Genomic DNA, 18579 nt, shown 5'->3' on the forward strand with positions numbered 1-18579 from the left:
ACGCGTACCGTGAAATCAACCACTCTTCACACTAAAAAAGGCGGTCCCAAAAGTATCACTACTTTCAAGACCGCCTTTCATCCTGATCAACTCTTATCTGTTAGTTCCAAGACTTGTTCCTGATTCGGCAATGCTGAGATCGCACCTTTTCCACTTGCCGTTAATGCACCGCTTGCATTCGCAAACTGCAAAATTTCTTTATGGTGCTCTTGGAGTACGTTTACTAAATTCTCAAGTGTAGCTTCTGCCTCTAGCAGTTTATACAAAAATCCACCGATAAACGCATCACCTGCACCCGTTGTATCCTGAACTTCAATCTTGTACCCTGATGATTCCCACTTTGTATCTCTGACGTAGAGGTCAGCTCCTGCTGCACCCTTCGTATACACAACTGCTTGCACATCACCTACAAACATTGATTGAATGGCTTCATCAACATCATGGATTCCTGTGATGAATTCCAGCTCCTCATCGGACACTTTCACAATATGTGCGTGCGGCAAAAACTCATGAATCGCATTCCGGCAATCTGTCGCGCTCTCCCATAAAGGCAATCTCACGTTAGGGTCAAAACTCACGATTCCGCCGTTTTTCTTTACATACTGAACCGCTGTCCGATGTGTCTCTTTCATTGGACTTTCCACAAGGTCCACGGAACAGAAATGAAGGATGTCTCCTTCACTAAACCACTTCTCATCGATCTCTTCTTTACTCAGAAGCAGATCAGCAGAAGGTTTTCGGTAAAAGGAGAAATCGCGCTCACCGTTATCTTTTAACGAAACAAACGCAAGCCCTGTATTCGCTTCTTTTGTTCGAGAGATCTTATCCGTCTCTACCCCTGCTTTTGTCAGCTGTTCGATAAGAAAATCACCAAACGCATCGTGACCAAGTTTTGTAATCATCGAAGCATCATGTCCAAATTTCGCAACTGCAGCAGCAACATTGGCCGGAGCCCCACCAGGAGCACGTTCAAACGAAATTACATCTTTTAAGGCAACACCTTTTTGTTCTGGAATAAAATCGATTAATACTTCACCGATTGAAAATAGTTTTGACATAATCTCACCCTTACCTTAAACCGTGATTCCTTGAGATAGCTCGTGCTTCGTATAGCTACCCCTCAACTTATCATCACTAAACACTTTGATTCCTTTTGATTCTTTTTTAGGAAACACTCTTGTCGTAAACACAACTTCGCCATCATTAATAAAAATTTCTGCTATGCTGTGATCAACAAACACGTGAATCTTAACTGAATCAGCAATCGCAAGCTCTGAACTTCGCACATATCCGAAATCGCCGCCAAATGCTGCATCAAATTTTTCACGGTTCACAGAGACGGTTTGTTTTTCTCGGTCAAACGTTAGGACTAGACCTTCCGTTTCAGATGTAAACAATTCTACGCCAAACTGGTTCGCTTCTATATCGCTAAGTTCAAGCTCCAACTCGTATTGATCTGACGAATTCTGTAGCTCAACAGCTCCCGCCACAATCTCTATCTCAGAGGATTCCGATCGTACCCTTAACTGTTTTAACGCATCAGCTGGTTTTTGACGAAGCTTTCCACCTACAACCTCGAGCTCGCGTGGAATCGAAAGGCAATGCGCCCATTTTTCTTTGTCTGTTGGGTACTCGACCTCTCCCATTCCAGCCCAAGCGAATAAAAGACGTTCATTATTTTTTCCTGTGAACGATTGTGGTGCGTAAAAGTCAAAACCTTTATCCAGTTCGTGATATGTTTCTACCTCGAATGTAAGTCTCTCAAGATCTAACTTTCCGATAACAGAGATTACATTATATAGATTATGATAGTTGTGCCCATAAGCATTCAAGCCTTGCGGAGAGACAATGAGTACATCTTTCCCGCTAACCTCGAAGTAATCAGGGCACTCTAGCATATACACGGAATTTGGCAGATCTAACGCTAGCTTCAGTTCACCTTTAAAATGCCAATCCACTGCATTTTCAGATTCATAGACAATGATTGCACCTGTAAGGTCAGCGCGTTGTGCACCTAATAACATGTAATAGCTTCCGTCTTTTTCAAAGACCTTCGGATCCCGAACGTGCCCCGTATACCCTTCTGGAACTCCTTCGATCACAGGGTTGTTAGCATATTTCGTAATCGTGCCGTCTTTTTCCATGATCGCCAAGCACTGGTTAGCCGATCTCTCTTCTGCACTATACTTGATATTGCCTGTGTAATACATGTACAGCTTTCCATTCACTTCAAGGGACGCTCCTGAATACGCACCATGTGATTCGTAGTCCTCTACTGGAACAAGTGCGACGGGCTGTCTCTCCCAGTTTACGAGATCGCTTGATTTCACATACGCCCAGTGCTTCATGCCGTGCATAGCATCAAACGGATACCACTGGTAAAACACATGAAACTCGCCGTTAAAATACGCAAGACCGTTCGGGTCGTTAATCAATCCGAACTGAGGGTGTATATGATAAGCCGGCTTCCATAGGGAATTAGCCGACATCCCTTTTAAACTTTCCAATTCATTTTCTTTTGCTTCCAAGATCGTTCTATATTTTGGTTCCGTATATTTTGCCATAATGAGTCCTCTCCTGCTTAAAAATAGCGATGAGAGGAATTTCTCCCTCTCACCCTTGAGATTAGTCCATGTTTGGTTTTCTTACTTTTAAATAAATGATCGTTAGAATCGCTCCGACTGCGAGTGCTAAAAGGTTTGCCGCTACATAGTGAAGATGTCCACTATCTTTTGCAGCGATGATCGCAAATCCAGGTATAGCGGTAGCGCCAAAACCAAGAGCTTTAATTCCTGATAAGTAGACGTATGCACCGCCAATAGCACCACCGATACTTCCCATGATCAGAGGAAACTTGTATTTAACGTTTACTCCGAACAGAGCTGGCTCTGAAATCCCAAACAGCGTTGAACCGAATGCCGAAACACCAATCTGTCTCGCTTTATCACTTTTCCACATGGCTAGCGTGTAACCGAGGACAGCTCCACCCTGCCCCATCAAGGCAACAGACATTAATGGCATAATGAAATTCGAGCCTGTATCCGCGATCAATTGAGCTTCAACAGCTCCAATGACGTGATGAAGACCTGTAATTACGATGATCTGCTGAACACCTGCAAACAACATGAATCCGACAATACCAAGATGATCAACAGACCACATCAGCCCGTTTGTAATCCCATCTGACAGCAAGCGGCCTAATGGACCCACCGCTGAAAACAGTAGAAATCCTGATACTACAATCGTTAAGAACGGTGCCAAGAAAAGTTTAATCATATCAGGCACTTTTCGGCTGAAGAATTTATCCAGCTTCGCAATAACAAATCCCATCATCAGGGCGATGATAATACCGCCTTGAAAAGCAACAAGAGACACCTTTAAACCAAATAAGCTGATTACTTCTGGTTTGACCGTCCCGTTCCCAACTGCATAGGCATTGGCAAGGTCCGGATGAAGCATGATCGCTCCAAGCACAAGACCAAGTACGGGATTTCCACCGAACCGTTTTGTTGCTGAATAAACAACGAGTAGCGGTAAGATCGTGAAAATACCAGTAGACATGATTGAGATGAAACGGTTAAACCCTTCAATGGCCGGATACATCTCTACAACTGATTTCGAACCAAAGATTCCTTTTTGGCTTAACAGTCCCGTAACACCCATTAAGAGTGCAGCCGCAAGCAAGCCAGGAATAATTTCGACGAACACATCAGACAGTGCTTTAATTCCTCTTTGGAACGCATTTTGTTTCTGAGCAGATTGTTCTTTTACATCGCCAAGTGACATTCCAGAAATGCCAGCTTCCTCGGTAAATACGGCATACACGTCATTGACCGTTCCTGCTCCAATGATGATCTGCAGCTGATCACCAGCTACAAACGATCCTTTTACATGATCAAGTTCACCGATAGCTTTCGTATCAGCCAGCGAGTTATCTTTAAGTACAAGTCGCAGTCTTGTCGCACAATGAGCTGCACCTTGAATATTTTCTTTTCCGCCTATCAATCTGATCATTTCTTTAACGGTAGGCAGGTATTTTGATTTTATAGTAGAATCAGCCATCATTTTGTTCCTCCCCTAAACACATGTCCGGAACCGGTTCCAGTTTGTGATAAAAAAATTCCGTTGTTCCCATTATTGTGTAGAAACTAATGGGAACCGGTTCCACAAACCTATAATAAAATAGCTGATAACATTTTGCAACCCTTTTCTGAAAACGTTATCAGCTTATATTTTCTTCACACTTTCTCCTTCTATGAAGTGAAATCCGGAAACCTGCAGTTTCTCAACTTCTTCGCCTTCTGTCATGTTAATGATCGTTTTTGCAGCTTGAATACCCGTCTGTTCATTTTTAAAACGAATCGTTGTTAGTGTTGGATGAATGACTTCGGAAATGTTATATCCTCCAAAACCAGCCAGCGAATAATCGTCTGGAACTTTTTTTCCGAGCTTCGAGATGGTCTTCATCGCTCCAAATGCGATCGTATCTGTGGCACATATGATAGCTGTGGGTGTTGAAGTTTCAAGTACGGCTTTTGTGACTTCAGAAGCGTTATGTAAATCGAACTGTGAGACATATGATTGAACATCTGTAATTCCTGCTTGAGTGAGTCCATCCAAAACGCCTTGCTTACGCTTCTGTCCAACTGCAACATCACTTTCCGTTACGCCTAAATAGGCAATCGATTGATGGCCTTTTTTTGCGATGTATTGTCCCATTTCAAAACCAGCTTGATAATCGTCGTTTATAATGCAATTAAAAGCATCCACTTCCTGCGCTACAACGAGTACCGGAATAGAAATCGATTGAATAGTTTGGTAATGCTTATCTGTAATACCCGTAGAAATAAGGATGATGCCGTCCACTTTTTGACGCGAAAGATTGATCAAGCTTTCAATTTCTCGATCTACATGCTTGCTCGTGCTGATGATTAGCGTCGTATATTCACGCTTTCTTAGTTCTTCATCAATCGCCATCAAGACAGTAGATGTTACATACGAATCCAACGTAGGAGCGATCACACCAATAAAATTTGTTTTCTTCGCTTTCAGGCTTTGTGCAAAAGAGTTCGGTTCATAGTTGGTTTCTTCGATCACTTTTCGAATTTTTGCTTTCGTTGTTTCACTAACATTACCACCGTTCAGATACCGAGAAACGGTACTTTTCGCAACGCCAGCGAGCTTCGCTATATCCTTGATCGTTTTATTCATGTCATTCACCTACTTCATTAAAACTGCTAGATGGTTACCATTATAGTATACGGATAGAGTTGTTTAAAGGAGAAGAAAAAAGACTGACCCTCCAAAAGGTCAGCCTTCATTATTTATTTACTTGGATGCACCACGGTATTCAGCAACCCACCAAGGATAATGATCATCGCTGAAAGGTAGAACCACAGCATCAATACGACAAGACCTGCTACTTGCCCGTATAGAGCAGAATAGTTACTTCCACTCACGTACGTGGCAAAGCCCATGGAAACGAGCTGCCAGCCGATCGTCGCAAAGAACGCACCCGGAAGTACTTTTTTAAACCCAAGCTTGATGCTCGGTGCAAAGGAATATAGCATGATAAAAAATAACAGCAGAAACACGGTTCCTATTCCCCACTGGATAATGATCCATAACTTTTGAAAAGCAAGATTCGAAAAGATGCCCTCGAGATACACCCGCAGGATTTTTTCAAATAACGGTACAAACACGGAGAACAGCACAGCGATCATGAATCCGACGGTCAACAACAGACTTTCTAGAATCTGTTTTAGCATGTTCTCGTCATTTCGTACTTGGTACGCATCGTTCATGATACGCTTCATGCTTTGAAAACCCATTGATGAAAGCCACAATGTGACGATCAAACTGAACGACAATAGGTTTCCTTCTTGTCTCATTACGGTATACGACAATGTCTTATCAATTAGATTGTATGTGCTCTCTGGCGCATACGGCTGGACTAGCTCAAGTATATTTTCTTCTCTCAGTGGTAAATATGTCAGCAATGAATAGATAACGAGCAAAAATGGAAAGACCGACATTAAAAAATAATAGGCCATCTGTGCCGATAAATCGTACACCCTCAATTTGAGAAATCGGTCACCTAGTTGGTTTAACACTTTAACGATATTCATGTTGCAACACCTCTTTAGTTATAGCCAGTCCATAAATACAGTAATATAATATATACGTTAAAAGTAGTCAAATCAGATCACTTTTTTGAAAAAAATTTTCGTATGTTGAAAAATTTTTCAGGTGTAAGTTGGCTTAAAGCGATCTTCACCTCTAAAATCGGTTATATGGGTCCATCACAACCTGATGAGTCCTCGTACACTCAATGAGTCTGCTCATACTTCTTATGAGTCTTTATAAACTTTCTATGAGTCTTTCTCTCGTTTCAATGAGTCCTCAAAACACAAAAAAATGCCTCTCAATCATGAGAGACATTTTCTACCCCAATCTATTCTATAGCTCTTGCTGCTGCTTCAACGAGATTCACTGTTTGGTTCACTGTATTTTGGCGAAATTCCTTAAACTCCTCCGTGATATATACGGATTTGTCTTCTGGGTAAAATTCTTGTGCTGCTATATGCAGATGTCCGCCTGGAATGTCTGTCGCATCAAGACCTAAACGGACGCGATTTGACCGGTACATGCTTTCGTTGGACAGATAGCTTCCGCCTCCACCTTCTTTCGCTTTAGGGCCCGGTGTTGGCCCTTCCTCATTACAAACCGCTGGGTCCTCAAAGTTCGGCGGCAGCCATTCACATACTTTATCATTTCTGAAAACAGGCCACGGTCCCGTTTCAGCCGCAATCATCTCTTCATAAGGAAGGGTTGTCTCGATAAACTCTGGAAGCGGCTTTGGCATCGGCCAATGAGATACAGGTGGCGTAACTTCTGCTCTTTCTTCAAGCTTATTGTCAGCGCCCGTATGGTATCGTCCGGCATAGCCTTCAATCGCCATCTTACGCGGTCCTCCTTGACTGATGGTCATAATTAAGTCCACTTGGTTCGAGCCTTGTTTCAAAAATGGACCGAACGTGTTTTCAACGATTCCTTCTTCAAAGTCATCCCATCGTACAGGAAAATTTGCAGCTTGTATCAAGGCTAGTCCATCACCGGTCCACACCCATCGTCCGTCGAGCTGCAAGCCGCTTGCACCTGATGGATTGGTTCGTCTGAATTCTTGTTCAAGGCGATACGGATCGAATCCACTCACAAGGATCCGCTTCACTTTCTTGCTCTTCGGATAATCGATTGTCGTTATGCCTCTTGATGTGTATTCTAATGATTTCATCAGCTTCGCACGTTGTTCTTTCGTCACGTTAAACGTAGGATCCCATTGTCTGAGAGCGCTCGTCATATGTAATCTTGCCCAGTATAGCGGTCGGTCATCGTATGAATCTAGCTCACCTAGATCAGGTCTTTTTCCTTGAGCACGGTCAACAGCGGTTTTCCATAATGCCGTTCCATGCTTCTGAATCACTTTTTCAGCTTTTTCTGGACTTCTTGCAGAACATAGATCTTTTTTAAAATGATCCACGTATGAGGTGAATTCACTTTCCTTTAATAGCTGCTGTGGAATCGGCCGGCCATCTTCAATTCTTTGTTCTTCTGCTGTTAATGCTACATTGTTATCAAAACAGCTTGTCTCATTTTTCGCTTCTGCTGTCTCACCACTTTCAAAAATAACGACTCCAAGCAACAAAGCGCACGTCATTCCTATACTTCTACCAAATGATTTCCTCACGAAAACCCTCCTTTTGTTCCTTATTGTAGAATAACGACGAAATCATTTGAATAGTATGAATTGTTTAATCCTGTATCATCTCACAAAAAATGGCCACCCTACTACCCAGGTATAAATGAGTGTTTTTTATCGACTGTTCACATTCAGTACGATGATCAACAAAATAAATGCGATTCTGATCATGCGGTCTTTTGCGATTACCTTTAGAAGTCCAATAAAAACGATTCCTAATACAGGACGATCTTCTACTAAAAGGAGCGTAATGATATCAACGAGCAGAAGGACTTCATCCAGTTGTGCTAACCGTTCCTTTTCCATTCACTCACCCGCTTTTAGATTAGTCTATGTTAGGAGTGAGGAGTTGCTATTTCTTAAAAGCAACTTAATGTCATTTATGTCAAAAATCCTGTAAGCTGTACACATCATGAAATGTTAGATGGGAATGACTGACTATGGAAACTTCACAAAATTATAAACAATCGACGATCGTAGCCTTGCTGCTCGCTGGTACGTTTATCGCGATCTTAAACCAAACACTCATGATCACTGCGATCCCGCCGATCATGAAAGAAATGAACATAACGGCAAACAGCGCTCAATGGCTGACGACCGTTTTTATGCTCGTAAATGGGATTATGATTCCGGTCAGCGCCTTTTTGCTCGAACGGTTCACGACCCGTCAGCTTTTCATTTCCGCGATGAGTGTGTTTGCTGTTGGAACGCTCGTTGCAGGACTGGCACCTAACTTTGAGACGCTTCTTCTCGGCAGGGTCATTCAATCGAGTGGAGCTGGGGTGATGCTGCCTCTTATGCAGACCGTGTTTCTGATGATTTTTCCAGTAAACAAACGCGGATCGGCGATGGGATTGGTCGGGCTCGTGATCTCATTCGCACCTGCCATCGGTCCTGCTCTTTCAGGCTGGGTAACATCACACTACTCTTGGCGCGTGCTCTTTTTTATCATCTTGCCGATCGCGATCATTGATATTATCGTGGCCTTTTTTGCATTAAAAAATGTTACGGAAACATCTAAGACAAAGGTGGATGTAACCTCTATCATTTTGTCATCGTTCGGTTTTGGTGGATTGCTTTACGGATTTACGTGCGCTGGTAATTTAGGATGGACCGCGCCAAGCACGCTGCTCTGGCTCGCAATCGGGGTCGTGACTCTCGTCTTATTCATCACACGACAACTGCGTTTGTCACACCCGATGCTCGAGTTCAGAGTGTTCGCGAACTCCATCTTCCCGCTTACGATCATCATCGGTATGATTACGTTTTTAGGACTGATTGGAGCGGAGACAATCATACCGCTATTCATGCAGAACATGAGAGACTTTACCGCGTTTGAAGCAGGGCTTGCACTCTTACCAGGTGCGCTGATCACGGGCCTTTTATCACCAATCACAGGCAGACTGTTTGATAAATTTGGTGCGCGCTGGCTCGCGATCATCGGGTTGACGATTATTACCGGATCATCCTTTGCGTTCGCCACTTTAAGTCCAGCTACATCTTTTACCTTCTTAACCGTGATGTATGGCGTGCGAATGTTTGGCCTTGCGATGGTCATGATGCCTGTGGCAACTGCTGGACTCAATCGCCTTCCGAAACGATTAATTCCGCACGGAGCGGCAATGGACAATACGATGAAAATGATCGCAGCCTCTGTTGGTACAGCCATTTTAGTCACGGTGATGACAACAACTGCTGAAACAGCTACAAATCGTCCTGAAATCTCACATCCCGATATGTATGGCGCGAACATGGCCTTTATCGTCGTATCCGTGTTGTCATTGATTGGTCTTGTGATTTCGTTCTTTATAAAAGAAAAACAACCAGAAACAGAAGGCAGCTGATTTCAGCTGTCTCTTTGTAAATTTGGTATGGTTTAGCTCGATTGTTCGTGACAAGCTTATCTGATTAAGTAATACTAAAGATAAAACTTCATTTTTTTTTAACATATCTTTTAAAATAGGAGGTTACCATCTTGAATCAGATCCAGCACACCTTAGCCAAAGCACTGATTGATGAGGCACCTGCATTGGCTGAGCACATACTCACACTACGGTTTAAGAAATATCCAATAAAAGATAAACAACTCTTTGATCTTCAATCGTCAACCGATTATATTATGAAATTAGTGCAGCTCTTAGGCAGCTCACTCGTACTTTCGGAGTCTGCAAGAGAGGATGGACTAAAAGTATGGGCCATTCAAACTGCTCGCTATGCGCTTGAATACGGACAGTCACTGGATATCGCCATGCAATCCTCTCTTTTTATTCGAAAAGAGATCATAAGTGTGATCGAACGTCTTGCCGAACTAGAAGAAACGAGTGTAAAAGAAGTAATATTTATCATTCAAGAGATAAATCAGATGCTCGATCTATGCTTTCAGGTGTTTACCCAAACCTACATGGAGAGTATCTTAGAAGCCATTTAAAGATGACGGCACTTGATCATATAGATAGAGTGTCTTTTTTTATGTACTCCCACTATTTATCATAAATTCTTAGTTTCTTCTACCAAAGGTTGTTGCTTTTTGACATCATTGAAAATGGATTGGAGTGTAAGGTGTGAGACTCCTGGGGAATCAGAGGGACAGGTGAGACACCTATGGGCACAAACGGAAATCAACAACTATCAATGGCATACATAGCGTAACGTAAAAAAGTTTTATCACTCCTTGTCTTCCAATAGAAGGGATGTTTGTCGAAATGTCGAAGATTTCAACAGATGCATTCGGAAATTCTTCGAGGAGGCAACCCCCATGGAAAGTTGTAGGAAACTAGGAACGAAGATAATAGAACACAGCAAACAACTTGTAGACAAACTCACGCCGATCGAGAACTTAGAAGCTGATTTTTTAATCTACAAAACCAAAGTGTCCCACTGGATGGAAATCCTATTTCATTATTTAGGTGAAGGACTATCAGAAAATGTTCAAATCGGTGAAGAGAAGATAAAAAAATGGGCTAACGCATTCGGCCAGCGATCGTCTGAGATGGAGATCCCTCTCGATCACGCCCTTCATTTTATCTTTGAATCCCGCGTTATCGTTTCACAGCTTCTAGAAGAAGAGTTTGAATCATCAAGTACTAACGCTGATCGTGCTATTACTGCATCCAATCGCTTAAACCTTTTAATCGATACAGCAGCCCGTTCAATCGTTACACACTATACAACGTTCATGCATAATACGAAAAAAGCGCTTCAACATACAAATCGAGATCTAGATATCTCCATCCTAGAGCTAAATAACATTCGAACAGCGCTCTTTGAAGGAACAATCTTCTCCGTCACAGACAAAGACGACCTCATCATTCAAGTGAACGATCACTTTTGCGAGTTAACGCAATATACTCGTGAAGAGTTGATCGGACAAGATCACGGCAAGATTTTCTATTCAGGTGTTCATACAGATAGCTTCATAAATCATATTAAACAAGAGATCAAAGCTGGTCGTGTCTGGAACGGTGAGATTTGCAACAAAGCAAAAGACGGCTCTCTCTATTGGGTGGATACGACGATTGTTCCTTTTCTAGATCCAGAAGGTGTAGCGTATCAGCACATCTCAATCCAATACGATGTAACCGAGAAAAAGAAAACAGAAGAGATTCTGTTGAAGTCTGAAAAGGTTTCATTGATTGGCGACTTAGCCGCGGGAATCGCTCATGAGATTCGCAATCCGCTCACATCGATCGCCGGCCTTGTTCAGCTCATCAACGAATCAGATCGTGAAAAGAACTCATTCTTTAAAGACATCATTCTGACTGAGATCAATCGCATCAATTTTATCGTAAGTGAACTGATGGTTCTTGCTAAACCGCACGCCGTCTATTTCAGCTGGTTCAACATCGTTGAAAGCATCCAGAACGTCATTGATCTTATGCAGCCTGAAGCGAATTTGCGCAATGTGATCATTTCATTTGATAAGGAAGAGAATATGCCGCTTGTTTACGGTGAGAGAAATCAGCTAACACAAGTGATCATCAACATGATTAAAAACGCGATGGAAGCTCTGCCCGACGGGGGTGAGATTTCGCTCTTTGCTGCACCTTTTGACGGCCAAGTCGTTCTGACGGTAAAAGATAACGGAGTCGGCATGACGGATGAGCAACAAAAAAGAATCGGCGAGCCGTTCTACACGACTAAATATAACGGAACGGGGCTCGGACTCATGATCTGCTTTAAAATCATTCAAAACCATGGAGGTACAATTCTGGTAGACAGCACACTGAACAAAGGCACCTCATTTCAGATTACATTGCCTGTACATGCATCCTCACCTGTTGATCCTGTACATAAATAATACTTGATAGAGAAGAATCTACTTGTTGTAGATTCTTTTCATTGTTGTACCTGCTGATTTAGGATGTCGAAACGGCTGTTTGTGCAAAATTGAACTTAGATTAAGCACCGCTTTGCTAAAGTACACACAATAAAAGAGATAAGTACACATTTGACTCATCTCTTTTACGCATTTACTTGTTCTGTTTATTTGTAGCATTTAAAGACATCACAAGACTGTTTAGATTTGTTGAGATTCCTTCTAATTGCTCGGTAACATTACTTAGTTCACTTACCGCGCTCATCTGTTGCTGGGAGTTAACCATCATCCCCTCGCTCGTAAGGTTATGTTCCCTTGATGTTTCCGCCATAAGTTGAATAGAATCAGTCAGATGTGATGCATTTTTCTCTAACTCATTACAGATTTGCGAGATGTCTTTTACTTCTAACGTAACTTTGTTTGTAGCGTCGTATATCTGTTCGAAGATCAATTCTGTTTCGTTAACCAAACGCATCCCTTTCTGAGCTTCTTCTAGACCATCCTTCATCACTTTATTTACATCTGAAATCTCCATTTGAATGGAACGAATACGTTGGGAAATATGACCAGCAGACTCGTTTGAACCAGCCGCAAGTTTTCTCACCTCATCTGCTACGACCGCAAACCCTCTTCCAGAATCTCCTGCTCTCGCCGCTTCAATAGCAGCGTTTAATGCCAATAAGTTCGTTTGGTCTGCAATCTCGGATATTACGGTTAGAATATCGCCAATTTCACTAGATTGCTTCTCCAGGTGATGAACAGTCTTGGAAACATGTTGAATGGTTGTATGGATATTCTCTATCTGTTGTTTCGTTTTTATCATCGAGTTGGTTCCTTTTCCAACCAGGTCATTTGCTGATGAAGAAGATTTTGTGGCTCTTTCTGTTCGGGCTATGACCATACTGACACCATTATTTAAACCACCAACCTGCACTTCACTTTCTTTAGACCGTGCGAATTGTTCACTGGAACCTGCTGCTATCTGGTTGATAGATTTTACAACATCATGTATAGCATGGCTGGATTCTTCCGTATTATTTGTTAAACGATTCACATTTTCAACAAGCTGCTTTGAAGTGTTTTGGATATGCAGAATTGCAGCCTGCAACGCATCGGATCGTTCTTCGTTTTCAAGTTGCAGTATTTTTGTATACTTCAACTTGGTATAAATCTGCCATGATATCCCACTAGAAGTAAACACCAGGTAAAGAGCATGAAGAACAAACATGTACCAATGGTAATGGTGATCTCCAAAATATAAACTTGTATAAACAAACATGGCAAATAGATGAGTGATTGCAAAGATAAGCGTCATAACAAAGATTAATTTAATGTCTTCATAAAAACTTAAAAGTGCTACAACTAAAAAGATGGAAAAGTGAAACACCACATCGCCTTCTCCACTGACGATCATGGCATTACTAATAAAGGTAAGACCCAATGTAATGAGGAGCGGCAGTATACGATGTTGATTATTTTTAACATAAATGAGCCACGCCATCACTACTATTACAGTTGGTACAAGAACCGCCATATAGAGAATCATAGAGTATTCGTTAAGTTGTTCCTCGCTCCAGTTTATGGACCACGTTCTGGTTACCCATTGAATAGCGACAGTTAACAGAAGGCCAATTGTAGATAAAATAAGCATTAATTTATTTTTCTGGTGATTCATCAAAATCCTCTTTTCCATTAGTAGACTAAAGTACTTGAATTATTTCGTCTAATTTTTCAAAATCTTAACATTTCAATGTGACTTAATAAAAAATAGTTACAAATACCTATTAAATTCCGTTAATTTTTTTGTTAATGATTTAAGCTGAATGGATAGAAAAATAGTTAATAAGACACAAAAAAGAGATTCACCATGTGTAGTGGTGAATCTCTTATTAAACAAGTGTTTAAAATATCATATTCGCAACTAAAAGTGACACCAAACCTACGAACCAGCAGATCGTCGTTGGTACAGACCATACCATGATCTGTTCTTTCACCTCTCTAATGCCTAGCATCCGGTTAACAACCCAGAACAAACTGTCGTTAAAGTACGAGAAGATCATCGAACCCATCGCTGCAGCTTGAGCGGCGAGTGCCATGTTCACATCCAGCTGAGAAAGGATCGGTGCTGAAATAGATGCTGCAGTTATCATCGCTACCGTACCACTTCCCTGAACAAGGCGAACGATCGTCGCGACAAAAAACGGAATCAAAACTGCTGGAAGTGGCAAGTCTGCAATCTTTTCAGCGATAAAGTTCCCCGCCCCACTCTCACGAAGTACGTTTCCAAGTGCTCCACCTGCACCTGTAACTAACAGGATGATACCTGCTGTCTGAATTCCTTCTTCCATTCGATCAAGGGATTCAGATCGACTTAAGTTACCTGCCAAAGCATAAACGGCTACAATTAGTCCGATACTTACGGCGATAATCGGTTTACCTAAGAAAATCAAGATTCCATAAAATCCAGATGTAAGTTCCATTGCGGTTAATGTTGTGTTTAAAAAGATTAATAGAATCGGCAGGACAATTGGCAATAGTGAGCGGCCTAAGGAAGGCAGATCATCCTCTCGCGCACTAGCTAACTCAATAAACTCTTGATAAGCTGCTTGTTTTGTAGGACGCGTGAATCCTAGTTCTGAATCATCTGGCACTTGATAGATTCGTTTACCGATCCACTTGGCGTAGAGAACGCCTGCAATCATGATCGGTATCCCAAATAAAAGACCAAGACCGATCATAAGTCCGATATCAACTCCAAAGATTCCTGCTACACCTAACGGGCCAGGAGTTGGTGGTACTAAAGAGTGCGTGATCACAAGACCTACGGCTAAAGCAACACCTAATGAAACGACTGACTTGCCCGTTTTCTTAGACAAAGCTTTTACGAGTGGATTTAAAATAACAAACGCTGAGTCAACAAAGATTGGAATGGAGACCACATACCCTGCAATTGCCATCGCCCACTCTTCCTTTTTCCTACCGACTGCTTTAATGAGTGAATAGGCTAATGTTTCAGCCGCTCCTGATACTTCGAGAATCCGTCCGATCATTACACCGAGTCCGATAACGATCCCAATAGAAGCAAGCGTGCTCCCGAAACCAGCCGAGATGGTATCAGCGACTTTACCTGGTTCCATACCACCGACAAGACCAGCGATAGAAGCCGCGATAATAAGAGCTAGAAACGCATGAATCTTTGTTTTTAAAACGAGAAAAATTAATGCAATAACCCCAAGAACTAAACCAGCTACCATTTGTGCTCCTGAAACTTCCATTTCATTAACCCCCTTTAATGTAAGCGCTTTTATTTTATTGAAATAATAGTGAAGGGTATGAGTACCCTCCACCTTCAACTGACTGTTCTAAAGACTGTTCGCTGTAAACTTTGGAGCATATTGAGCTGCAAGTTTGATACACTCTTCCATACTTGTGCTCTCTGCAATGTTCTTACCTGCAATATCGAACGCCGTTCCGTGATCTACTGAAGTTCTTAAGAACGGAAGACCGTTCGTGATAGAAATCGTTCGATGAAAATCTGTCATCTTTGCTGCGATATGTCCTTGATCATGATAAAGCGACAACACTGCATCATATTTTCCGTTTAATGCTTGGAAAAATACAGAGTCTGCTGGAACCGGCCCTACCGCGTTGATTCCATCTGCAACTGCTAGCTCAATACCCGGTTTGATCTGCTCCACTTCTTCCCAGCCAAACAATCCGCCTTCACCGCTATGCGGGTTCAGACCAGCAACGGCCCAGCGTCTGTTTTCAACGCCTAGACGAGCGAGCGCTCGATCACATCGTACTAAGTAATCATGCACGCGTTCTTTCGTCATAGCAGCAATCGCATCTTTTAATGAAAGGTGACGTGTTAAGAAGAAAATTCTCATTCCTTTTACTTCAAACATCGTTAGAGGATCATCTGAACCTGCGAGTGCTTCAAGCATCTCCGTATGTCCGATATAAGGAACATTTGCGGCTTTTAACGATTCTTTGTTGATCGGCGTTGTTGCAAGGGCTTTAACCTCACCAGCTGTAGCATGCTCTACCGCTTTTTTGATGTATTCAAACGCTCCCTGTCCGCCTTGAGCAGATACTTCACCATACTGAAGCTTGTTCAGATCAATATTGTTTAAGTTGATCACATCAACTGTTCCTAGTTCGTACTTTCCTTCTGCTGGTGATGTTATTTCATTAATGCTAAGGTCTGCACCAACGATCTCGATCGCTTTTTCTAGTACCGCAGCATCTCCAATCACGAGTGGCTTACAAACATCATAGATCTCTTTTTTCGCAAGAGACTTCATCGTAATTTCAGGTCCAATACCTGCTGGATCTCCCATCGGGATCGCGATGATCGCTTTTTCTGTTGTTGTCGTTTTCGTTGTCGTTGTCATGTTACTTCCTCCTTAAGTTGTTTTATAAATTTATTGAACTTGCTTTGTAGACGTTTGGTTTGCTAAAAGGTGCTTTACAATCGTGTGAATCGCTTTTTTGTCACCGACCATGCCCCCTTTTGTAGCGAGCGGTATACCATCAAAGTAACCTCCGATAAATTCACCGTATGCGACTAGAGGAAGCACCTCATTTTTTAACTTAATTCCTTCGGCTCTTCCAACGGAACAGAGTGAAGCTGTAACATCTCCTCCACTGGAGAAGCAGCCGCCAATCTCATAATTCGTTGACTGAATCACAATACGCGTGATTTTTCCTAATCCATCTGCGATTCTTTTCGCGAGTTGATCCTGACTCACACCTTGCTCTTCAGCCAATCTTTTTAGTTCTAATCGTTTAGCCTCTGGTGAATTGGTCGTAATGATCAGGATGTCTTGGTGATGGATAGCATCTAAAGCAGCTGTGACAGCTCTTTGAACTTCTGTTTCCCAGCTCTCTGATAGACTTGCTAATTTTTCAGCATCAACATAGACCGGTTTCGCATCCGTTTTATCGATTAAGTACATCAGCTGCTCACCACTTAAAGAAGTTACGCTTCCGACTGTGACGAGTATCTTTTTACTCTGTGTGTGTGAGGCGGTGTAAGCCTTTGCATAATAAGCCGTTAGTGGTCCAGGATCTACCGGTACGAGTTGATAGTCCTCGATCAATGACATCGCATGTGCGATATCTTCAATCTCTTCATCCGTTACCGCATCCATCACAAGAATGCGATTGCCTGCGTCTATTTTTCGCTTTAACTTATGATGAATTGCTTTCTTTCCTTGTAAAACGGTTTCGAGTCCGATGTGTGATACAAGATGCTCACTCTGTTTACCTATAATAGAAGGAACGTACGATTCTGTCAGAGGCATGACCGGATCTTTGGCAACATCTGTCGCCTGAACAGGCACACCATCAACGAGCAAATAACCGCCAGATGTGATACGGCTTGAATCTGGAAACGATGCAACCACAACAGCAATTGATCGTTCGCCGAGCTCGTTCAAGACCATGTCGATCTCCGTTCCGATGTTACCTCTTACCGTACTGTCGATTCGTTTACAAATAACATCTGCACCCCATCGCTGAAGGTTGCTAAGGGATTTTTTAATCCGCATCTCGGACACATCTCTTCTTGCATACCTGCTATCCGTATCAATACATACTGCGTTATAGCTGCCGGATGCTGGCTCCTGATCGTAATATACCATCGTTGCCGCTTCAAAACCTTGCTTGATCAGTTTCACCCCTGTTGCATTGGCACCTGTTAGATCATCTGCGATAACGCCAATTTTCATCCCTTTTCACCACCTTCAACGGTTATCACTTCTAAATATTCATTCAGCATTTTTTCCGTTTCATCTGAAATGTGCTCATCGGTAATCAAACCGTGTATGTGGTTTAGGTCACAAACCTTAGTTAATGATTTTTGATCAAACTTGCTAGAGTCAGCCACAAGCCACGTTTTTTCCGACGCTGCAATCATCAGTTTTTTGATTGCAGCCTTCTCAAAAGTCGGCGCTGTAACACCTGCTCTGCTGTGGATTGCATGAGCTCCTAAGAAAAAGAGGTCTACGTGAATCCCTCTTAACATCTGCTCAGTTAGAGGACCGAACAATGTTCCAATCGTATTTTGCAGTTCTCCACCCGTAACGATTACTTTTACATCTGTATCGAGAAGCTCTGCTGCTATTTTGATATCATTCGTAACTACCGTGATTGTTGTTTTTTCTTTTAATAATTTTGCGATTTCTAATGTTGTTGTTCCTGAATCTAAAAGAATGGTCGAGTGATCCTGTATGAATTGCACGGCTTTCTCGGCGATCGCTCTCTTCCGGTCGTTGAACTTCCCTTCTTTAGTTCGAAAAGAAGATTCCACGACTAAAGGCTTGTTAAGTATCGCTCCGCCATGCGTTCGAATAATCTGGTCGGTTTCTTCGAGATAAGCTAGATCACGGCGAATGGTCATCGCCGAAACATTTAATTCGTTTACCAGATCCTCAATCTCGATTTTTCCGTTCGTATTTAATTGTTGAAGAATATGCTCTCTGCGCTCTTTAGGCATTAT

At 42.3% G+C, this 18579-nt stretch carries 15 protein-coding genes; 3 read left to right on the forward strand and 12 right to left on the reverse strand.

Translation table 11 applies throughout. The annotated features are described in order from the left end of the window. Nucleotides 1-86: 86 nt before the first annotated feature. The 7 genes from I5J82_RS14795 to I5J82_RS14825 form a co-directional block, all read right to left on the reverse strand. Nucleotides 87-1058, reverse strand: a complete 972-nt coding sequence (locus tag I5J82_RS14795; protein ID WP_198768485.1) for a carbohydrate kinase family protein — start codon at nt 1056-1058, stop codon at nt 87-89. A gap of 15 nt (nt 1059-1073) precedes the next feature. Continuing rightward, nucleotides 1074-2564 (reverse strand): glycoside hydrolase family 32 protein, encoded by a 1491-nt coding sequence (locus I5J82_RS14800; RefSeq protein ID WP_198768486.1) that lies wholly within the window; start codon nt 2562-2564, stop codon nt 1074-1076. A 61-nt stretch (nt 2565-2625) separates the two neighbouring features. Next, nucleotides 2626-4062: a PTS transporter subunit EIIC gene (locus I5J82_RS14805; protein WP_198768487.1), complete on the reverse strand. Its 1437-nt coding sequence runs from the start codon at nt 4060-4062 to the stop codon at nt 2626-2628. Nucleotides 4063-4227: 165 nt separating this feature from the next. Continuing rightward, nucleotides 4228-5211, reverse strand: a complete 984-nt coding sequence (locus I5J82_RS14810) for a LacI family DNA-binding transcriptional regulator (RefSeq protein WP_198768488.1) — start codon at nt 5209-5211, stop codon at nt 4228-4230. Nucleotides 5212-5324: 113 nt separating this feature from the next. After that, nucleotides 5325-6128: a YihY/virulence factor BrkB family protein gene (locus I5J82_RS14815; protein ID WP_198768489.1), complete on the reverse strand. Its 804-nt coding sequence runs from the start codon at nt 6126-6128 to the stop codon at nt 5325-5327. Between the two features lie 326 nt (nt 6129-6454). Then, nucleotides 6455-7747: a hypothetical protein gene (locus I5J82_RS14820; RefSeq protein WP_198768490.1), complete on the reverse strand. Its 1293-nt coding sequence runs from the start codon at nt 7745-7747 to the stop codon at nt 6455-6457. Nucleotides 7748-7873: 126 nt separating this feature from the next. Beyond that, entirely contained in the window at nt 7874-8065 is a 192-nt protein-coding gene (locus I5J82_RS14825) for a hypothetical protein (RefSeq protein ID WP_198768491.1), read from the reverse strand. Between the two features lie 134 nt (nt 8066-8199). Here I5J82_RS14825 and I5J82_RS14830 point away from each other — a divergent pair, with 134 nt between their 5' ends. The 3 genes from I5J82_RS14830 to I5J82_RS14840 all read left to right on the forward strand — a co-directional run bounded on the left by I5J82_RS14830 (nt 8200) and on the right by I5J82_RS14840 (nt 12056). After that, the gene (locus tag I5J82_RS14830) at nt 8200-9603 is read left to right on the forward strand and encodes a DHA2 family efflux MFS transporter permease subunit (RefSeq protein ID WP_198768492.1); all 1404 of its coding nucleotides are present in this window, start codon (nt 8200-8202) and stop codon (nt 9601-9603) included. A gap of 131 nt (nt 9604-9734) precedes the next feature. Further along, nucleotides 9735-10187 (forward strand): hypothetical protein, encoded by a 453-nt coding sequence (locus tag I5J82_RS14835; protein WP_198768493.1) that lies wholly within the window; start codon nt 9735-9737, stop codon nt 10185-10187. 327 nt (nt 10188-10514) lie between these two features. Further along, nucleotides 10515-12056, forward strand: coding sequence for an ATP-binding protein (locus I5J82_RS14840; protein ID WP_198768494.1), 1542 nt, complete (start codon nt 10515-10517; stop codon nt 12054-12056). Nucleotides 12057-12228: 172 nt separating this feature from the next. Here the strand turns inward: I5J82_RS14840 and I5J82_RS14845 are convergent, their stop codons facing one another. The 5 genes from I5J82_RS14845 to I5J82_RS14865 all read right to left on the reverse strand — a co-directional run bounded on the left by I5J82_RS14845 (nt 12229) and on the right by I5J82_RS14865 (nt 18576). Continuing rightward, nucleotides 12229-13749, reverse strand: coding sequence for a methyl-accepting chemotaxis protein (locus I5J82_RS14845; protein ID WP_198768495.1), 1521 nt, complete (start codon nt 13747-13749; stop codon nt 12229-12231). Between the two features lie 226 nt (nt 13750-13975). Further along, nucleotides 13976-15349 (reverse strand): GntP family permease, encoded by a 1374-nt coding sequence (locus I5J82_RS14850; protein WP_198768496.1) that lies wholly within the window; start codon nt 15347-15349, stop codon nt 13976-13978. 87 nt (nt 15350-15436) lie between these two features. Then, on the reverse strand, nt 15437-16471 hold the full coding sequence (gene pdxA / locus I5J82_RS14855; protein ID WP_198768497.1) for a 4-hydroxythreonine-4-phosphate dehydrogenase PdxA: 1035 nt from the start codon (nt 16469-16471) through the stop codon (nt 15437-15439). 30 nt (nt 16472-16501) lie between these two features. After that, nucleotides 16502-17809, reverse strand: coding sequence for a four-carbon acid sugar kinase family protein (locus I5J82_RS14860; protein ID WP_198768498.1), 1308 nt, complete (start codon nt 17807-17809; stop codon nt 16502-16504). Next, nucleotides 17806-18576 carry a DeoR/GlpR family DNA-binding transcription regulator gene (locus I5J82_RS14865; protein ID WP_233096499.1) on the reverse strand — a complete coding sequence of 257 codons (771 nt, stop codon included), beginning with the start codon at nt 18574-18576 and terminating at the stop codon, nt 17806-17808. Before I5J82_RS14865 ends, I5J82_RS14860 begins: the two co-directional genes overlap by 4 nt. Nucleotides 18577-18579: the final 3 nt, after the last annotated feature.

It is taken from the genome of Fictibacillus halophilus (assembly GCF_016401385.1).
Classification (GTDB): Bacteria; Bacillota; Bacilli; order Bacillales; family Fictibacillaceae; genus Fictibacillus; species Fictibacillus halophilus.